This window comes from Ensifer sp. 38_S197, assembly GCF_056924495.1.
The window spans coordinates 2,806,872-2,824,513 of record NZ_JBXOVZ010000001.1; the positions used below are offsets into that span (position 1 = coordinate 2,806,872).

Sequence of the window (17,642 nt, forward strand, 5' to 3'; positions counted from 1 at the left end):
TGAGGGACTACCATGCTGAAATCAACAGTGGACCGGGTCGCGGGAGCGACGCCGCATGCCATTGCCAAACGGGTTCGAGGATTGTCGGATCGCGCGCTTGCCTGGTTGTTCGTCGCCCCGTCGATCGTCCTGCTGCTTGCGGTCAATATCTTTCCGCTGATCTGGACGGTCCGGCTGAGCTTTACGAACTTTCGCGTCAACCGGCCCAATGCCGAGGTCCAGTTTATCGGGCTCAAGAACTACCTGAGCATTCTGTCCGACAAGGACATTTGGTTGACGATGCAAGCGACGGCGCATTTCCTGATCTGGACGATCGTCCTTCAAGTGCTGATCGGCTTTTCCCTCGCCTACCTGATCAACAAGAAGTTCCGCGGCAACGATTTGTGGACGACGATCATCGTGCTGCCGATGATGCTGAGCCCGGCGGTAGTCGGCAATTTTTGGACTTTCCTCTACCAGCCGCAGATCGGTCTCTTCAACTACGCAGTCGGTTTCTTGACGGGGGCTGATCCGTCGAGTTTCTCGATGATCGGCGATGTGTCGCTGGCACCCTGGGCAATTATCATTGTCGACACCTGGATGTGGACGCCCTTCGTGATGCTGATCTGCCTTGCCGGGCTGCGCTCCATTCCAAGCAGCATCTACGAGGCGGCCGAATGCGATCGCGCCAGCAAATGGCGGCAGTTCTGGACGATCACCATCCCGCTGGTGCTGCCCTTCCTGATGCTCGCCGTGCTCTTTCGCGGCATCGAGAATTTCAAGATGTTCGATCTGGTTGTGCAGTTGACCGGCGGCGGACCGGGATCGATCACCGAACTCACCTCGATCAACCTGAAGCGCGAGGCTTTTGAGAAGTGGCGCACGGGCTACGCCTCTGCCTATGCCGTCATTCTCTTCGTCACCGTCTTCGGCCTTGCGTCGATCTACGTCAAAGCCCTGAACAAGGTTAAACAACGATGAGCAGCTATTCCGTAACCGAGCCGTCGCAACGGCAAAAATGGTTCGCCGGGATTCTGGTCGTTGGCTACGCGCTGATCACGATCCTTCCGCTTGTCTGGATCATCGCGACGAGCTTCAAGTCGCCGTCCGATGCGATCGCCTATCCGCCCAAGACCTTCTTCGAGCCGACGGTGGAAGGCTATGTCAACGTCTTCACGACGCGTACCCGGCTTACCGAGGAGCAGTTGCAGGCGGTCGGCGGGCCGCGGACTTGGTATGACAAGTTGGTTCGCAAGGATGGCCTCGTCATCTCCGGCCCGTCGCGTTTTGCCGAGCGCTTCACCAATTCTGTGATCATCGGCTTCGGCTCGACGGTGCTCTGCATCGTGCTCGGCACGGCTGCTGCCTACGCCTTTTCGCGCTTCAAGGTTCCGCTGAAGGACGATCTGCTGTTCTTCATTCTTTCGACGCGCATGATGCCGCCGATCGCCGTCGCCATCCCGATCTTTCTGATGTTCCGCTCGTTGGGCTTGAACGACACCCATGCGGGCATGATCCTGCTTTACACCGCCGTCAACCTGTCGCTGTCGGTCTGGCTGCTCAAGGGCTTCATCGACGAAATTCCGGTCGAGTATGAAGAAGCGGCTCTCATCGATGGCTACACCCGGTTCCAGGCATTCTATAAGGTGGTGCTGCCGCAGGCGGCGACGGGCATCGCCTCCACCGCGATCTTCTGCCTGATCTTTGCCTGGAACGAATACGCCTTCGCCGTGCTTCTGACCTCGGGCAACGCCCAGACGGCGCCACCTTTCATTCCAACCATCATCGGCGTCAGCGGCCAGGACTGGCCGGCGGTTGCTGCCGGCGCGACCTTGTTCCTCGTGCCGGTCATGGTCTTCACCATTCTCCTGCGCAAACACCTGCTGCGCGGCATCACCTTCGGAGCCGTACGCAAATGACAAGATTTTTCAACGGATTGCTGCATTTGCGCCGCGGTGCCTGGGAAATGCTGGCATCGGCGCTGATCGCGGCGGGCGTCTTCATGCTGATGCAGCCCTTCGTTCTCGTGCTCTATTCCTGGTCCTTCGTCATAACCTTGCTGGGCACGGTGATGTTCATCATCGTCAGCCATTTTCCGGAGTAGGCCGATGGCGCAGATCAGAATCCAGAACGTGCGCAAGGAGTTCGGCGCCTTTACTGCGGTGCGCTCTTCGAGCTTCACTATCGAGGATGGCGAGTTCTTCATGCTGCTCGGCCCGTCCGGCTGCGGCAAGACGACGACATTGCGCATGATGGCCGGCCTCGAACTGCCGACGAGTGGCGAGATCTTCATCGACGGCGAAGAAGTCGGTATGAAACCGGCGAGCAAGCGCGACATCGCCTTCGTCTTCCAGATGTTTGCGCTCTATCCGCATATGAACGTGCGCAAGAACATCTCCTATCCGCTGCTCAGCCAGGGCCTGCGCGGCGAGGAGGTGAAGTCGCGTGTCGCGGAAGTCGCCCGTATTCTCAAGATCGAGAACATTCTCGACAAGCCCGTCGGCGGCCTTTCGGGCGGAGACCGCCAGCGTGTCGCGCTCGGCCGTGCGATCGTGCGCCGCCCCAAGGCGTTCTTCATGGACGAACCGCTCGGGGCACTCGATGCCGAGTTTCGTGAGCACATGGCCGAGGAATTGCGGGCGCTGCACGACCGGATGGGCGCAACCACCGTCTATGTGACCCATGACCAGCTCGAAGCGATGCAGATGGGCGACAAGATCGTCGTGATGAATCATGGGGTCGTCGAACAGTTCGGCAAGCCGCAGCAGATCTACGACTGGCCCGCGACGAAGTTCGTGGCTCAGTTTATCGGTTCACCGCCAATGAACTTTCTGGAGCTCGAGGGCATGATCGGCGTCGGCGGCGGCTTGATCGATCTCGGCGGCGTAATGGTCAAGGTGCCGATGTCGCGGGAAGGTCGCGCCGGTAGGCTGACGCTCGGCGTCCGGCCGGAACACGTGACGTTCGTGAGTGACGGCGCCTACCGGGGCCGCGTAAGCGCCGTGGAATATCTCGGGACCACCCAGATCGTGACGCTCGTAACCGGCCACGGCGAACTGAAGGCGCGCATCCCGTCGGGCCACCGGGTTCACGAGGGCGAGCAGGTCGGCCTCGAATTCGACGCTAGGACGCTTTCGATTTTCGACGCGGAAACCGGCAAGGTGCTGTTATCCGAGGGCAATGAAGGAGTGCTGGGACATGGCTGAGGTCGTCTTGGAAAACGTGTCGAAGACATTTGCCGGCACGGTCGCTCTCGACAATGTCTCATTGACGGTTCCGGATGGTTCTTTCGTTGTGCTGCTCGGGCCGACTGGCGCGGGAAAGACGACGACGCTCAGAATGGTTTCCGGCCTCGACACGCCCGATCGCGGCGAGGTCTTTATCGATGGACGACCGACGAGAGGGTTGGCGCCTGCCGAACGCAACGTTGCCATGGTCTTCCAGCAATACTCGCTCTATCCGCATCTCACCGTTCGTCAGAATCTTGAGTTTCCGCTGAAATCTCCTTTGTTGAAGACACCGAGAGAGGAGATCGACCGGAAAGTGAGGGAGGTTGCCGAGGTTCTCCAGATCGCGCACAAGCTCGACAACAAGGCGACGGCGCTGTCAGGTGGAGAAATGCAGCGCGTTTCCATCGGCCGCGCCCTTGTCAGAGACCCGCAGATTTTCCTCATGGACGAGCCGTTGAGCTCGCTCGACGCGAAGCTGAGGGCCGATCTTCGTATCGAACTCAAGCGCATTCAGGCAAGGTCCGGCGCAACCCTGCTCTACGTTACCCACGACCAGATCGAGGCGATGACGATGGCCACCCATGTCGGCGTGCTGAACGAAGGCAAGCTCGTTCAGTTCGGCTCGCCGCGCGAGGTGTATGAGCAGCCGGTCAGCGTCTACGCGGCGACGCGCCTGGGACAGCCGCGGATCAATGTGCTTCCGGCCGATATTTTTGCCGGCGCTCCCTTGGGCGCTGCAAGCATTGGCCTCAGGCCGGAGCACATCCAACAGGGTGAGGGGGAGGACGCGCTGGTCAAGCGCGTCGAGCACCTCGGCGACCAGACGCGTCTGCATCTGACCTTCAGGAAACACGACCTCATTACCGTCACGGACGCCCATACGCCGCTCCGGGGCGGTGAAACAATCAAGATTCAACCTTCGAAGCCGCTCTACTTCGATGCGGCGGGCATGCGTTTGGCTTAAGGAGCTCGAAATGGCGCAATTCATCAACAAGCGGGAAGATGTCGTGACCGAAGCGATCGACGGCGTTCTGGCCCTGTCCGGCGGCGCGCTTACCCGTCTCGACGGCTATCCGCATATCCGGGTCGTGTTGCGCAGCGACTGGGATAAATCGAAGGTCGCGATCGTCTCAGGCGGCGGTTCCGGTCATGAACCGGCCCATGTCGGTTTCGTCGGCCGCGGCATGCTGACGGCCGCGGTCTGCGGCGATGTCTTCGCCTCACCAAGCGTAGACGCCGTGCTCGCCGGCATTCTTGCCGTGACCGGTCCGGCCGGATGCCTGCTCGTGGTCAAGAACTATACCGGTGACCGCCTCAATTTCGGCCTTGCCGCCGAGCGTGCCCGCGCCTTCGGGCTGAAGGTGAGCATGGTGATCGTCGGCGACGACATAGCGCTGCCCGATCTGCCGCAGGCGCGCGGCGTTGCCGGTACCCTGTTCGTGCACAAGATCGCCGGCGCGCTCGCCGAACGCGGCGCGGATCTCGACACGGTAACCACCGCCGCCAAGAAGGCTATTGCCGGCACGCGCACCATCGGCATGTCGCTGGACACCTGCAGGGTCCCGGGTTCGCCAAAGGAAGAGCGGATACCGGAGGGCAAGGCGGAGCTCGGTCTCGGCATTCATGGCGAAGCCGGTGTCGAGCAGATCGACTTTGCAGGCGCCCGCTCATCGGTGGCGACCATGGCGGAACGGCTGGCGTCTGTCATGGGTGAAGGTCCCCACGTCGCGCTGATCAACAATCTGGGCGGTACCTCGGTGCTCGAAATGTCGGTGCTTGCCCACGACCTCATCAATCTGCCGCTTGGCAAAAAGATCACTCACGCGATCGGCCCGGCACCGCTGATGACGTCGCTCGACATGCAAGGCTTCTCGGTGTCGGTCTTTGCTGCCGACCGGGCGGAACTGGAACTGCTAAAGGCACCGGTGGCGATCGCTGCCTGGCCGGGCGTCTCGGAGGTTCGGCCGATCGCCGTCAGCGCCTTGCCGGATGGCCTGACGCCGATCACGCCGATGGCATCTGATCACACTGCGACTCGGGCCTTCTTGATCGATTGCTGCAAGGTTTTGATCGCTGCCGAGCAGGATCTCAATGCTCTCGATGCAAAGTCGGGCGATGGCGACACGGGCTCGACACTGGCAGGTGCTGCCCGGGCGCTGATCAATGCCATCGATCGGCTGCCACTTTCAGATCACACCCAGCTTTTGCGGGCGATCGGCCAGGAATTGAGCCAGACCATGGGCGGTTCCTCCGGCGTGCTGCTTGCCATTTTCTTTGCAGCCGCCGGCGACGGGGCATCGAGCGGCCTACCGATGCGCGAGGCGCTTCGAGCCGGGCTTGCACGCATGCAGGAGATCGGCGGCGCGAAGATCGGCGACCGAACGATGATCGATGCGCTGTCTCCGGCGCTCGATGCACTCGAGGACAGCGTCGTTGCGGCGGCGGCTGCCGCACGAACGGGTGCGAACTTCACCTCCACCCTGACACGCGCCAAAGCCGGACGCGCGGCCTACATCAATGCGAAGCAGCTTGAGGGTCACGTCGACCCCGGCGCCGAGGCTGTCGCCCGACTGTTCGAACACCTGGCCGCGTAGGTTGCAGCCAACAACAATTTGCCGCCGAGCGAGGCGTTCGGCGGTAATGTGCGCTTACCACCCGTAGATTTCTGGATGGAAAACCCGCTGCGTCACCGGGGGCTGGCAGCAAAGATCAGGATATTTTCTCCTGCATATTGCCAAAGTGTTTTTTCTCGTGGTAACGTTCCCATGAAGTTCAGGCGAGGCATCGCCGGAACTTTGGGAGGAAGCCTTATGAACAACACGACGGGTCGAAGGGCGACCATTATCGACGTTGCCAAACGCGCAGGCGTTTCGAAGAGCACCGTCGCGCGTGTTCTCGGCGGCTCCGCAAATATATCCGAGGAAGCACGCGATCGCGTGTTGAAGGCGGTCGCCGCCACGGGCTACGAGCCCAATCAGCTTGCCGTCGGCATGCGCTCCGGCCGAAGCGGCCTGCTCGGCATCGTCATTCCTGACATCACCAACCCATTCTGGGCCGAGGTTGCGCGCGGCGCACAGGATCGTGCTGCGAAGGATGACATCTCGCTTCTGATCTTCTCGTCCGATTGGGATGCGCACAAGGAGGCGACCCACCTGCGTGCGCTTCGCCGGGCCCGCGTCGACGGCGCGATCATAAATCCCGTTGCCGACAATTTCGACGACCTTGATCGTTTTGGCATGCCCTTCGTTTTCATCGGTTCCAGCGCCGAGCGCTTCCCCGATACGTTGAGCGTCGGTTCCGACATTGCGCAGGCGGTTCGGCTCGGCATGGACATTCTGGTCGAACGCGGACACCCGGCGCCGGCGCTGATGCTCGGGCCGCGGTCGCGCCTCGCTCGCGCGCGGTTCCTGCGTGCGGTCCACGAGCATTGCATCGCCCGGGATGTTGACCCCGAGGTACTGCTCGTCGAAGAGTCCGATTACACGGTCGAGGGCGGTCGCAGTGCGATGGCTCGGTTGCTTACGAGGCAATGGAGAGGCAGTCGCGCCGTGTTCGTGGCGAACGACCTCATGGCGCTTGGGGCCATGATGGCCGTTCGTGAAGCGGGGTTGCGGTGCCCCGAGGACATCTCGATCCTGGGCTTCGACGGCATCCCGGCAGGGGCCTTCTCATGGCCGGGGCTCACGACCATCGAAAAGCCTGGCCGGCAGATCGGCATTCGCGCGGTCGAATGTCTGCTCGACCAGATCGCCGGCCGCCGCCAGCGCGAACGGATATATCTGCCGTGCCGGCTGGTGGAACGCGGCTCGCTTGCCGATGTTTCGGCGGCGACAACCGTGCGCATGGCGGCAGGGAGGTAAGGAATGGCGGTCAGCAACGAGCTTGCGGTGAACGCAACTATGTCAGAAAATGGGAACGTTCCCAACATTCGGCGCCAGAGCTTCTCGAAAAGCGTGCGGCAATGGTGGCCCTACTACCTGATGATGGCGCCGGGCCTGATCTTCTTCGTGATCTTTCACTATTTTCCGATCTGGGAAGCCAAGATCGCCTTCGAGCAGCTGCGCATCATTCCGCCGAACATCTGGGTCGGTCTCAAGCATTTCCAGACGCTGTTCTCGTCGCCGATCTTCTGGCAGGTGCTGGCCAACACGCTGATCATCTCGACGATGAAGATCGTCTTCTTCTTTCCGGTCCCGATCATCGTCGCGCTTCTGCTCAACGAAATCCGGGGAGGGGCTTTCCGCAAATTCATTCAGTCGGCGATCTATCTGCCCCACTTCCTTTCCTGGGTGGTGATCGCCGGCGTCTTCATCGCGGTACTCTCGCCGAGCGACGGCGCGGTCAACGACGTGCTCGGCTTCTTCGGCATGCAGCCGGTGTCCTTCATGACCGACAACGGCTCGATCCGCTGGGTGCTGGTTTTCTCGGAGATCTGGCGCTCCGCCGGCTGGGACAGCCTGCTTTATCTCGCCGCTATCATCGCCATCGACCAGGAACTCTATGACGCGGCCGAGATCGATGGCGCGAACCGCTGGCAGAAGATCCGCTACGTCACCATCCCCGGCATCGTGCCGACGATCGCGACGCTCTTCATCCTGAACGCTGGCATGTTCCTGAATGCCGACCTCAATCAGGTGATCAACTTCTCCAACGACGTCGTGCGCAGCAAGATCGACATCATCGACACCTATGTCTACCGCATCGGCCTGCAGACCGGCGAATATTCGCTGGCAACGGCCGCCGGTCTCTTCAAGGCTGTGCTCGGCATGCTGATGATCGTCGCCGCGCACGTTCTCTCCAAACGTCTCACTGGCAAGGGGGTATGGTGATGGCCGCCCACAACGTCCGCAGAACGCCGCTCGAGCGGCTCGAATACGCGCTCATCGTCTCGACGCTGCTGTTCCTCGTCGTGCTGACGGTCCAGCCGCTCCTCAACCTGCTCGCCATATCGTTCTCCGATCCGGGCAAGGTCGCGGGCATGAGCGGCCTGACGGTCGTCCCCAACGGGTTTTCGACCGAGGTCTGGAACCTGCTGGTCAACAATTCCGCGGTTCAGCGTGGTCTCTTCAACTCGATCTTCATCACGCTCGTCAGCACCGCTCTTGGCGTGGTTCTCACGGCGCTGATGGCCTGGGCACTTTCCCGTCCCGGTCTGCCCGGGCGACGCATCATCTTCGTCTTCGTACTGGTCACGATCGTCTTCGAACCCGGCATCATCCCGGACTACTTCATCAACAAGCGTCTCGGCCTGCTCGACAGCTACTGGTCGCTGATCCTCTTCAAGGTCGTCAACGCCTGGTACCTGATCATCCTGGTGCGCTTCTTCGAGGAAGTGCCGAAGGAACTGATCGAAGCCTCCGAACTCGATGGGGCCAATCCTTTCCAGATTTTCTGGTACGTGGCGCTGCCGCTCGCCAAGTCGGCGCTCGCCACCATCGCGCTTTTCTATTTCGTCTTCCACTGGAACGAGTTTTTCCGGGCGATGATCTACCTCAACGACCAGTCGAAATGGCCGCTGCAGGTGGTGCTGCGCCAGTTCGTGGTCGAGGGTGACAAGCTCGCCATGGTCGGGGTGGTCGAAAGCAACAACTACACGGGCGCGAGCCAGATCAATATTCGCGCGCTGAAGGCCGGCATGATCCTGCTCACCATCGCGCCGATCCTCGCGATCTATCCACTGATCCTGAAGTTCTTCACCAAGGGCACCATGAGCGGTGCGCTGAAGGGCTGACGATGCAGAACCGAAACATGAAAGCCAAAGCATATTGGGAGGAACAAACATGCTTGGAAAACTGATCCTTGGCGCAACGACCGCCGTGGCGCTGATGGCGAGCGTGGTGATGCCCGCTTTCGCCGACCCGGTGACGATCCGTGTCGTCTCGAAAGACCTGGTGACCAGCAATCCTGACGATGTGAAGTTGATGAAGGCCTACGAGGAGGCGCTCAAGGCCAAGGGAACCGACATCCACATTCAGATCATCGACCTGCCGTCTTCGGGCTATGCCGACAAGCTCAGCGCCATGCTTCTGTCCGGCGACATCCCGGATCTCATCTATTTCCAGGGCGGCGACGCCAAGATGGCCGAACAGGGCGTGTTGGAGGATTGGAACAACTGGCTGCCGAAGACGACCTATCTCAAGGAAGCGCTCTTCCCGCACAATGTTGAGCGGCTGAAGAACTATCCCTATCTGCTTTATGTCTACCCGCCACGTATGCCGCAGCCGGTCATCCGCACGGACTGGCTCGAGAAATCGGGCGTTGCAGCGCCCAAGACGACCGACGACTACGTCTCTCTCTTCAAGGCGATCAAGGATGGCGACCTCGACGGCAACGGCAAGGCCGACAGCTACGGCGTCACCACCGCCGACAATACCCAAGAGCTCGACGCAATCTTCAATCAGGCCTTCGGCGTGACTGGCACCTGGATGAAGAACGAGGCCGGCGAATGGATCCATGCGCGCGTTTCGGCAGCGGAAAAGGCGAAGATTGCCTTCTATGCCTCGCTTCGGGAGCAAGGGCTCTATGATCCGGAGTTCATCACCACCAAGTGGGACGTGAAGGAAGACAAGTTCTATTCCGGCCGAGCCGGCGTGATCTTCGGCTCGTCCGCAGAGGTCATCGACATCTACGGCGGCAAGATGCGCCAGGCCCATCCCGACGTGACACTGAGCTTGCTTTCACCGCCGAAGGGGCCGGCCGGCCAGGGCCTGATGGCCCTCGACGTCTCCAAGGAGGCACGCGGCCTCGCGATCTCGACGACTTCGGAACACAAGGAAGAGGTGGTCAAGTTGCTCGATTTCATCGCCAGCCCCGAGGGCCAGGCCATCGAACGGCTCGGCTTCGAGGGCGAGCAGTACACCAAGGACGGCGAGACCATCAAGCCGACCGACAAGCTTGCGACCTGGTATGCCCGCTTCCTCGTTGCCGCAAACTGGCAGCCGCCGGTGCAATGGCTGAGCGAGGCCGCGCAGCAATCGCTGAAGACGATCTCAGCCGACTTCAAGCCGGACAACGCCTTCGTCTGGCCTGCCGAATACGCCACCGACATCGATGCTACGGAAAACGTCTACCGGGCCTGGGTGTACAAGTTCGTCTCCGGCGAAGCCAAGATGGACCAGTGGGACCAATTCGTTTCCGAATGGAACGCTGCCGGCGGCGAGAAAATGACCGAATATGCAAGGACGGTTCTCAATGACAAATGATGCTGCTGGGCTCTCCTTCAAGGGACGGGTTCGGGCGCTTCTCTTTGGCGTCGCCTACGGCGACGCCATCGGGGCGCCGGTTGAAAAACTCTCCGCCGCGGAAATTCGCGAGCGCTATGGCCGGGTGACGTCACTCGATACCGAGTGGCACCGCATGAAGCAGAGCGAAGCAGCCCGCAACGGCCGCGTGCGCGGTGGCGGCATCGTCACCGACGATACGCTGATGACACTCTGCGTCATGTCGATCTACAACGACGTGAAGCGTCACCTCGATGCCTGGGACATGGCCTCCGGCATGGTGCGTGAGATCGCCTGGACGCCGCGTTGGGTGCCGGAATTGCAGCGCGAAACGATGCTGCTCGAGCGCCTGTTTTATCCGGAAAAGTGGATCTTCCAGCGCCACCAGCTTTCCGGCTGCGACCCGCGCCAGGGCGGCGTCGGCAACATGGTGAATTGCGGCGCAGCCATGTACATTGCGCCGATCGGCGTCGCCAATGCCTGCGATCCGAAGGCAGCCTATGACGAGGCGATCGCCTTTGCCTCCGGCCACCAGCAGAGCTTCGGCCTCGAGGCTGCCGGCGTGCTTGCCGCAGCCGTGGCCGCCGCCTTCGTGCCGGGAACTACGCTCGACACCGTCATCGACGAAGCGCTTGCCGTTGCCAAGGACGGTACGCGCGATGCGATCGCCGATATCGTGGGCGCCGCGCGCTCGTTGAGGGGCAAAGACCACCAAACGGTCGTCACCGAATTTCACCGTATCATCGCCCGCTATTCGCCGATGGGCGACAACGTCCAGCACACGCCGCAGAAGGCGGGCCTTGCCACGGATGCCTACCAGCCGTCGCGCCTCCACGCGATCGAGGAGTTGCCGCTGGCGCTCGGCTTCGCCGTCGTCAATGACGGGGACTTCTACAAGACGGTCGTTGACGGCATCAATTCCGGCCGCGACACGGATTCGATCGGCGTCATGGCCGGCGCGATCCTCGGTGCCATGTATGGCGAAAGCATCATTGACCGGGCGATGGCTTCCCAGCTCGACCGCGTCAACAAGCTCGATCTCTTCCGATCTGCCGATGCTTTCACCGAAACGGTGACCGTCATCCAGGCCGCCGATCGCAAGCGAGAAACGGCGCGGGCGCAGGCGCGCGCGGGGCTCTTTGCCGCCCCCGAACTCACCCAGGTTTCTAGTCTCTAGACTTTGAAAGTATCCGATGCTCAGCACCACAGAAATCTTCGAGCGTATCTATTCCGGTTTCGCCGGCAAGGCGATCGGCGTCCGTCTTGGCGCACCCGTCGAACCGACGATCTGGAGCTACGAACGCATCCGGGACACCTATGGCGAGGTGACGGAATATCTGCGCGATTTCAAGAATTTCGCGGCGGATGACGACACCAACGGTCCGATCTATTTCATCCGGGCGCTGCGCGATTATGGCCTCGGTGCGACCGCCGAGGAGGTGGGCAAGACCTGGCTGAACTACGCGGCCGAGGAACACGGCATGTATTGGTGGGGCGGTTTCGGCAATTCGACCGAGCATACCGCCTATCAAAACCTTCGCGCCGGCATCCCGGCGCCGCAGTCCGGCTCGATCACACAGAACGGCACCACCGTTGCCGAACAGATCGGCGGCCAGATCTTCATCGACAGCTGGGGCTGGGTGCACCCGGCCGATCCGAAGACAGCGGCTGAAGCGTCGGCGCGCGCTGCGAGCGTGGCGCATGACGGAGAGGGATTGAACGGTGCGCGTTTCTGCGCAGCAGCGATCGCGCATGCCTTTGTCGCCAAGAACATCGAGGAGGTCATCGAGACGGGCCTGGCAACCATCCCGGCCGACTCCCTCTACGCCAAGGTTTCGCGTGCGGTCCTTCGCTTCCACGATAGCAACCGGAACGACTGGCGCGCCTGCCGCGACATGCTGACCGCGGAATGGGGTTACGATCGCTATCCGGGCGTCTGCCACATCATTCCAAATGCCGGCGTGCTCGTCATGGCGCTGATCTATGGCCAGGGCGACCTGCCACGTACGGTCGAAATCGCAACGATGGCTGGCTGGGACACGGACTGCAATGCTGGCAATGCCGGTGCGATCGTCGGCACTTTGCAGCAGGTGCAGCCGGGCTGGGATAAATACCGCAAGCCGATCAATGATTTCGTCGTCGCTTCAGGCGTTACCGGAACGATCAACGTCGTCGACATTCCCTCCTTCGCCCGCGAGCTGACCGTGCTGGCGCTCCGGCTGCAGGGACGGGAAGCACCGGCGCTCTGGGTCGAGGACTTCGAGCGCCGGGGCGTACGCTTCGATTTCGACGCTCCCGGCGCGACCCACGGCTTCCGCACCGAACCGTTCAACCAGATCGCCGTCAAGGCATCGGTGGAGCGTCACACCGAGAGTGCCAAGGGATCGTTGGAAATTCTCCTCGATCGGCTGGAGCGCGGGCAGGGCGGCCGCATCTTCTGGAAGCCCTTCTACCGCCGCTCCGACTTCGACGATGAGCGCTACCGCCCGATGTTCACGCCGCTTGCCGATGACGGCCAGACGGTGAAGTTCAAACTCTGGCTCGACCCGTGGAACGGCGACGGCAATCTGCGCGTGGCATCGTACGTTCGTCGCGCCATGACAGGTACGATTCAAGAAACGAGCGCCTGGCACGTACCCTCGGCGAGCGGCTGGCAGGACTACGAGTTCGCCATCCCCGATGGCCATGGCGAGGCGGTCGACGAGATCGGCATTCTGGTCGAATATTTCGGTCGCCTGAAGTTCCTCGGCCGACTGTTCCTTGCGGACTTCTCCGTTTCGGGTAAGGGCCGCGCCGTGATCGACCCGGCAAAGGAAGCCCATGAATGGGGCGGGATTACCCGGTTTACCTGGAACCGCGGCCACTGGAGCCTGCAGCAGGGCCGCATCCATGCCCATACGGCCACGGACGCGGATGCCTGGACTGGTAACGCGTATCTGCGCGACGTCAGCGTCACCGCAAACCTTCAGCCGCTCTCCGGTGCTTCGCATCTGGTGGTGGCGCGCGCTCAGGGGACCAGCCGCTTTTATGCGGCGGGCTTTGAGAATGGCGAAGCCGTAATCCTTCTGGAAAACCACGGCACCACGATCCTTGCCCGCAAGCCCTTCCGGATCGAACACGGCCGAAACTACGCGGTCGATCTCACGGTCGAAGGCGGCAAGCTGACGCTTTCTGTCGACGGCGAGCGGGTGCTCCAGGCGCACGATACGACGCTTGGCTACGGCATGGCTGGCCTGCGCATGGCGTCTGCCGGACGCATGTCGGTCGGCCGGCTAGAGGTTGCCGATCGCTAACGCCGCGAGGCAGAAAGGACGGGAGGAAACATGTCCGAGATAGAGCTCAGAAGCGTCGGCAAGAGCTATGGCAGCGTCGCCGTGCTCAACAACGTCTCACTGGAAATGGGTGACGGCGAATTCGTCGTGCTCGTCGGCCCTTCCGGCTGCGGCAAGTCCACATTGTTGCGCATGATCGCCGGGCTGGAGGATATTTCAGCGGGCGAAATCACCATCGGCGGCAAGGTCGTCAACGACATGCCGGCGAAGGAGCGCGACATTGCCATGGTCTTCCAGTCCTACGCGCTCTATCCGCACATGAAGGTCGCGGAGAACATGAGCTTCGCGCTGAAGCTTGCCGGCGCGCCGAAGGCGGAGATCCAGAAGCGCGTCACCGAGGCGGCCGAAATCCTCGGCCTCGAAAAGCTGCTGGACCGCCTGCCGCGCGAGCTCTCCGGCGGCCAGCGCCAGCGTGTCGCCATGGGTCGCGCCATCGTGCGCGACCCGCGCGCCTTCCTCTTCGACGAGCCGCTCTCGAACCTCGACGCCAAGCTGCGCGTGAAGATGCGCAGCGAGATCAAGAAGCTGCACCAGCGGCTGCGCCGGACGATGGTCTACGTCACCCATGACCAGACAGAGGCCATGACCATGGCCGACAAGATCGTGGTGATGAACGGCGGGAAGATCGAGCAGGCGGGCGCGCCGCTCGAACTCTACAACGATCCCGCCAATCTCTTCGTTGCCGGCTTCATCGGTTCACCGGAGATCAACCTCATTGAGGCGATCGCAGACGGCGAGATGGCTTTGACCCGCGGTGGCGTTTCGCTGCCTCTCGGAGAGAAGGTGCAACCCGGAACGCGTATCGTCTGCGGTATCCGCCCGCAACACATCACGCTCGGAACGACGGGCGTGCCGGGCCGCATCAGCCTGGTGGAGCCGACCGGAGAGGATCAGGAAATCGTCGTCGATATGGGCGGCCAGGATATCTCGGTGGTCGTCCACGGCGGCAAGCCGCTTTCGGCGGGCCAGGATGTCACGCTCACGATCGATGCCGACAAGGTGCTGCTCTTTGACAAGGAAACCGGGGAGCGCATGCGATGAGCGGATTTGCCAAGCACCAGTTTGATCCCGCTGCCAAGGGGCCGCTTGCCGGCACCCGGATCCTGGATCTTTCACGTCTCGTCGCTGGCAACATGCTATCGCTGCAGCTTGCCGATGCTGGTGCAGACGTCATCAAGATCGAGCCGCCGGCCGGCGATCCGCTTCGAGACTGGAAGGATGACGGCCATTCGCTCTACTGGAAGACCTATAGCCGCAACAAACGCTCCGTGGTGCTCAATCTGCGCCAGCAGGCGGCGATGCAGGCGCTCTGGGCGTTGATCGATACGGCCGACGTCTTCATCGAGAATTTTCGGCCGGGCACGCTGGAGCGTATGGGGCTTTCGCCGGAAGCGCTGCACGCGCGTAACCCCAACCTGATCATCGTGCGCATCTCCGGTTTCGGCCAGACCGGCCCCTACGCGCAATTTCCCGGTTTCGGCACGATCGTCGAAGGCATGAGCGGCTTTGCCTACCGAACCGGCTTTCCGGACCGCGAACCGGTGCTGCCGCCGCTGGCGCTCGCCGATATGATCGCCGGTGTCTACGGCAGTTCGGCCACCGTGACGGCGCTGCTTGCGCGCGATCGCGGTTACGCGAAAGGACAGGTGATCGACCTGTCGCTGCTCGAGCCGATGTTTTCCGTGCTTGGACCGGAAGCCGCGATCTACCAGACGACCGGCAAGATCAAGGAACGTGTGGGCAGCGCTTCGAACACGGCGGCGCCGCGCAACGTCTACAGATGTCGCGACGGCAAATACGTAGCGCTGTCCGGTTCCACGCCGCAGGTCGCAAGGCGAATTTTCGAGATTATCGGTCGCGCCGACATGAACGAGGATCCGCGCTTTGCCACCAATTCAGAGCGCGTCAAGAATCGTGACCTGGTCGACGAAGCAGTTGGCGGCTGGTTCGCCCGGCACGACCACGACGAAGCGCTGAAGATCATGCGCGACGCCGGCGCGACGGTCGGACCGATCTATAACATCGCCGATGCCATCGCCGACCCGCATTTCGCCGAACGCGAAATCATCGTCGACGTGGAGGACGCGGAGTTCGGCAGCCTGCCGATGCACAACATCGTGCCGCGGCTTTCCAAAACGCCGGGTGTCTGGCGCAGACCCGCGCCGATGCTTGGAGAGCACACGGCCGAAGTCCTGACCGAGGCCGGGATGGATATAGACGCCATCAATCTCATTTTGGAGGGCTCGGCGCCATGAGGTTGCGGTCGCTTCTCTATGTCCCCGCCTCGTCCGAGCGCTTTATCGCCAAGGCGCATGAGCGAGGCGCTGATGCGATCATCCTGGATCTCGAGGATTCCGTTGCCTTCGCTGAAAAGCTGGCGGCACGCGCCGGACTTGTGCGGTCAGTCCCCACGGCAGGACGAAGCGGCGCAAAGGTCTTCGTGCGCGTCAATGCCGAGCCGGAAATGCAGCAGGCGGATGCCGAGGCTGCTTGCCGTGCCGGGGCCTTCGGCCTCTTCATCGCAAAGGCAAAGTCGCCGGAGCAGTTGCGCAGCCTTGCCGAACGCCTGGCTACGACGGAGAGAGAACTCGGGCGTGAACCGCTCTGTTTCGTCGCGCTGTTGGAAGACGCCGGCGCCGTGCTGGACGCAAGGCCGATTGCGGCCTGCCAGCGTGTGCTGGGTCTTGTAGCCGGCGGGGAAGATATCGCCACCAGTATTGGGGCCGAACCGGTTCCCGAGGTGTTGCGTCTGCCCAAGTTGCTCGTGCATCTCGCGGCCAAGGCGGAGGGCAAGCTGTCGTTCGGCACTCTGACGTCCGTTGCAGACTATCAGCAACGCGACGCCCTTGAGGCCGCTGCCCGAGAAGCAAGCCGCCATGGCTTCGATGGCGCGACCTGCATTCATCCCTCGGTAGTGCCGATCATGAATGCCGCGTTCTCGCCCAGCGAAGAAAAAATCGCCTGGGCACGCTCCGTGCTCGACGCTGCGGCAGGTGCCGCGGCTGAAGGCAGAGGCGCCTTTCTGGTCGGCGAAGGGATGGTGGATGCACCGATTATCGAGCGTGCCCGCCGCATCTTACAGAAGATCGATTAGTCGAAATCTCTGAGGCGCCCCCTCGATTAACGCCCCAAATTTCGGCGACGCTGGCCTCTCGGCGGGCCAGGGAATGGGCATGGTGGATGCCACAAGAAGAAAAGGGCCGCCGGCCTGGGTGCACGCTACCCGGAAAGCAGCAAGGCCCCCTGGCCGGCAATATCGCGCAATCACATGGCATCCTTGCCCTTCATGGCATTCTCCATGTGCGTCTTGCATTTCGCCGTATCTTTCGCCGCCATCGCTTCCTTAGCCTCGGCCAGTTCCTTGGTCGCCGCCTTCTTCTTGGTTGCGTCAGTGATGGAGTTCACGTCCGTTTCCAGTTTTGTCATGCCGGCCTTGTCGCACGTCAGATCGGTCTGGGCCATGGCGCCGCCGGTGAAAGAGATGGCCATGATGGCCGCAATCAGAAGTCTATTGAGCATCGCATCTGTCTCCTGGTTTCAGTGGCATTTCGCGCCCCAAACCCGCAGGCGAAAACTACGTTCCCACGCAGGGACAATGTCGCCGGTGCTTTTGGGTTTCAGCGGCCCTGACGGAACCAAACCAGCCTCCCAGCGTTATGCGCAGGCAAGGGGAGGCGCAGAATGAAACACACGGATGTTCGAACAGTCGACAACTCCCAGGCCAAACATATCTGGGACGTAGCGGACTATTGCAGGCGCACCGGTATCCACAAGACCGAGGAGCGCCGCCTGATCAAGGTTCTCGGTAGATACGCGACCAGCCACGAGCTTCAGATGAATATCGTGCGCGCTCAAACGCGCATCCGCTGAACACTCGACAC

General features: G+C 61.8%; 17 protein-coding genes. 16 read left to right on the forward strand and 1 reads right to left on the reverse strand.

Annotation, left to right across the window (positions count from 1 at the left end):
* Positions 1 to 12 precede the first annotated feature (12 nt).
* The 15 genes from AC1Z3V_RS12835 to AC1Z3V_RS12905 all read left to right on the forward strand — a co-directional run bounded on the left by AC1Z3V_RS12835 (position 13) and on the right by AC1Z3V_RS12905 (position 16,855).
* Positions 13 to 960, forward strand: a complete 948-nt coding sequence (locus AC1Z3V_RS12835) for a carbohydrate ABC transporter permease (RefSeq protein ID WP_429811940.1) — start codon at positions 13 to 15, stop codon at positions 958 to 960.
* Entirely contained in the window at positions 957 to 1,898 is a 942-nt protein-coding gene (locus AC1Z3V_RS12840; RefSeq protein WP_483499375.1) for a carbohydrate ABC transporter permease, read from the forward strand. The genes AC1Z3V_RS12835 and AC1Z3V_RS12840 overlap by 4 nt, the downstream gene beginning before the upstream one ends.
* Positions 1,895 to 2,083: a hypothetical protein gene (locus AC1Z3V_RS12845; protein ID WP_058321421.1), complete on the forward strand. Its 189-nt coding sequence runs from the start codon at positions 1,895 to 1,897 to the stop codon at positions 2,081 to 2,083. Before AC1Z3V_RS12840 ends, AC1Z3V_RS12845 begins: the two co-directional genes overlap by 4 nt.
* A 4-nt stretch (positions 2,084 to 2,087) precedes the next feature.
* The gene (locus AC1Z3V_RS12850) at positions 2,088 to 3,185 is read left to right on the forward strand and encodes an ABC transporter ATP-binding protein (RefSeq protein ID WP_429811946.1); all 1,098 of its coding nucleotides are present in this window, start codon (positions 2,088 to 2,090) and stop codon (positions 3,183 to 3,185) included.
* Positions 3,178 to 4,173, forward strand: coding sequence for an ABC transporter ATP-binding protein (locus tag AC1Z3V_RS12855; protein WP_483499377.1), 996 nt, complete (start codon positions 3,178 to 3,180; stop codon positions 4,171 to 4,173). The genes AC1Z3V_RS12850 and AC1Z3V_RS12855 overlap by 8 nt, the downstream gene beginning before the upstream one ends.
* A gap of 10 nt (positions 4,174 to 4,183) precedes the next feature.
* Positions 4,184 to 5,803: a dihydroxyacetone kinase subunit DhaK gene (locus tag AC1Z3V_RS12860; protein ID WP_429811952.1), complete on the forward strand. Its 1,620-nt coding sequence runs from the start codon at positions 4,184 to 4,186 to the stop codon at positions 5,801 to 5,803.
* A 216-nt stretch (positions 5,804 to 6,019) separates the two neighbouring features.
* The gene (locus tag AC1Z3V_RS12865) at positions 6,020 to 7,069 is read left to right on the forward strand and encodes a LacI family DNA-binding transcriptional regulator (RefSeq protein ID WP_483499379.1); all 1,050 of its coding nucleotides are present in this window, start codon (positions 6,020 to 6,022) and stop codon (positions 7,067 to 7,069) included.
* 3 nt (positions 7,070 to 7,072) lie between these two features.
* Positions 7,073 to 8,038: an ABC transporter permease gene (locus AC1Z3V_RS12870; RefSeq protein WP_483499380.1), complete on the forward strand. Its 966-nt coding sequence runs from the start codon at positions 7,073 to 7,075 to the stop codon at positions 8,036 to 8,038.
* A complete protein-coding gene (locus AC1Z3V_RS12875; protein WP_483499382.1) occupies positions 8,038 to 8,940 on the forward strand; it encodes a carbohydrate ABC transporter permease in 903 nt (300 codons plus the stop codon). The genes AC1Z3V_RS12870 and AC1Z3V_RS12875 overlap by 1 nt, the downstream gene beginning before the upstream one ends.
* A 49-nt stretch (positions 8,941 to 8,989) precedes the next feature.
* Positions 8,990 to 10,411, forward strand: coding sequence for an extracellular solute-binding protein (locus AC1Z3V_RS12880; RefSeq protein WP_483499384.1), 1,422 nt, complete (start codon positions 8,990 to 8,992; stop codon positions 10,409 to 10,411).
* A complete protein-coding gene (locus tag AC1Z3V_RS12885) occupies positions 10,401 to 11,606 on the forward strand; it encodes an ADP-ribosylglycohydrolase family protein (protein WP_483499385.1) in 1,206 nt (401 codons plus the stop codon). Before AC1Z3V_RS12880 ends, AC1Z3V_RS12885 begins: the two co-directional genes overlap by 11 nt.
* Before the next feature lie 16 nt (positions 11,607 to 11,622).
* Complete coding sequence (locus AC1Z3V_RS12890; protein WP_483499386.1) at positions 11,623 to 13,722, forward strand: ADP-ribosylglycohydrolase family protein; 2,100 nt, start codon at positions 11,623 to 11,625, stop codon at positions 13,720 to 13,722.
* A 30-nt stretch (positions 13,723 to 13,752) separates the two neighbouring features.
* Entirely contained in the window at positions 13,753 to 14,802 is a 1,050-nt protein-coding gene (locus AC1Z3V_RS12895) for an ABC transporter ATP-binding protein (RefSeq protein ID WP_483499387.1), read from the forward strand.
* The gene (locus tag AC1Z3V_RS12900) at positions 14,799 to 16,016 is read left to right on the forward strand and encodes a CaiB/BaiF CoA transferase family protein (protein ID WP_483499388.1); all 1,218 of its coding nucleotides are present in this window, start codon (positions 14,799 to 14,801) and stop codon (positions 16,014 to 16,016) included. The genes AC1Z3V_RS12895 and AC1Z3V_RS12900 overlap by 4 nt, the downstream gene beginning before the upstream one ends.
* Positions 16,013 to 16,855: an HpcH/HpaI aldolase/citrate lyase family protein gene (locus AC1Z3V_RS12905; RefSeq protein WP_483499390.1), complete on the forward strand. Its 843-nt coding sequence runs from the start codon at positions 16,013 to 16,015 to the stop codon at positions 16,853 to 16,855. The genes AC1Z3V_RS12900 and AC1Z3V_RS12905 overlap by 4 nt, the downstream gene beginning before the upstream one ends.
* A gap of 170 nt (positions 16,856 to 17,025) precedes the next feature.
* Here the strand turns inward: AC1Z3V_RS12905 and AC1Z3V_RS12910 are convergent, their stop codons facing one another.
* Positions 17,026 to 17,280, reverse strand: coding sequence for a hypothetical protein (locus tag AC1Z3V_RS12910; RefSeq protein WP_483499391.1), 255 nt, complete (start codon positions 17,278 to 17,280; stop codon positions 17,026 to 17,028).
* A gap of 162 nt (positions 17,281 to 17,442) precedes the next feature.
* Here AC1Z3V_RS12910 and AC1Z3V_RS12915 point away from each other — a divergent pair, with 162 nt between their 5' ends.
* Entirely contained in the window at positions 17,443 to 17,631 is a 189-nt protein-coding gene (locus AC1Z3V_RS12915; RefSeq protein WP_483499393.1) for a hypothetical protein, read from the forward strand.
* Positions 17,632 to 17,642: the final 11 nt, after the last annotated feature.